Genomic DNA, 521 nt, shown 5'->3' on the forward strand with positions numbered 1-521 from the left:
CGGGTATTTCCTTAGAAAGGAGGTGATCCAGCCGCACCTTCCGATACGGCTACCTTGTTACGACTTCACCCCAATCATCTACCCCACCTTCGACGGCTAGCTCCCTTGCGGGTTACCCCACCGGCTTCGGGTGTTGTAAACTCTCGTGGTGTGACGGGCGGTGTGTACAAGACCCGGGAACGTATTCACCGCGGCATGCTGATCCGCGATTACTAGCAATTCCGACTTCATGCAGGCGAGTTGCAGCCTGCAATCCGAACTGAGACCGACTTTGATAGGATTGGCTCCACCTCGCGGTTTCGCTTCCCGTTGTATCGGCCATTGTAGTACGTGTGTAGCCCAGGTCATAAGGGGCATGATGATTTGACGTCATCCCCACCTTCCTCCGGTTTGTCACCGGCAGTCATCCTAGAGTGCCCACCCAAAGTGCTGGCAACTAAGATCAAGGGTTGCGCTCGTTGCGGGACTTAACCCAACATCTCACGACACGAGCTGACGACAACCATGCACCACCTGTCTCC

The 521-nt window shown here is 55.7% G+C and carries 1 rRNA gene; it reads right to left on the minus strand.

Annotated elements, in window-relative coordinates:
- Window positions 1-15: 15 nt before the first annotated feature.
- Window positions 16-521 (minus strand): 16S ribosomal RNA (locus tag AC2TDN_RS26650); the annotation flags it as partial.

It is taken from the genome of Paenibacillus sp. Y660 (assembly GCF_057221575.1).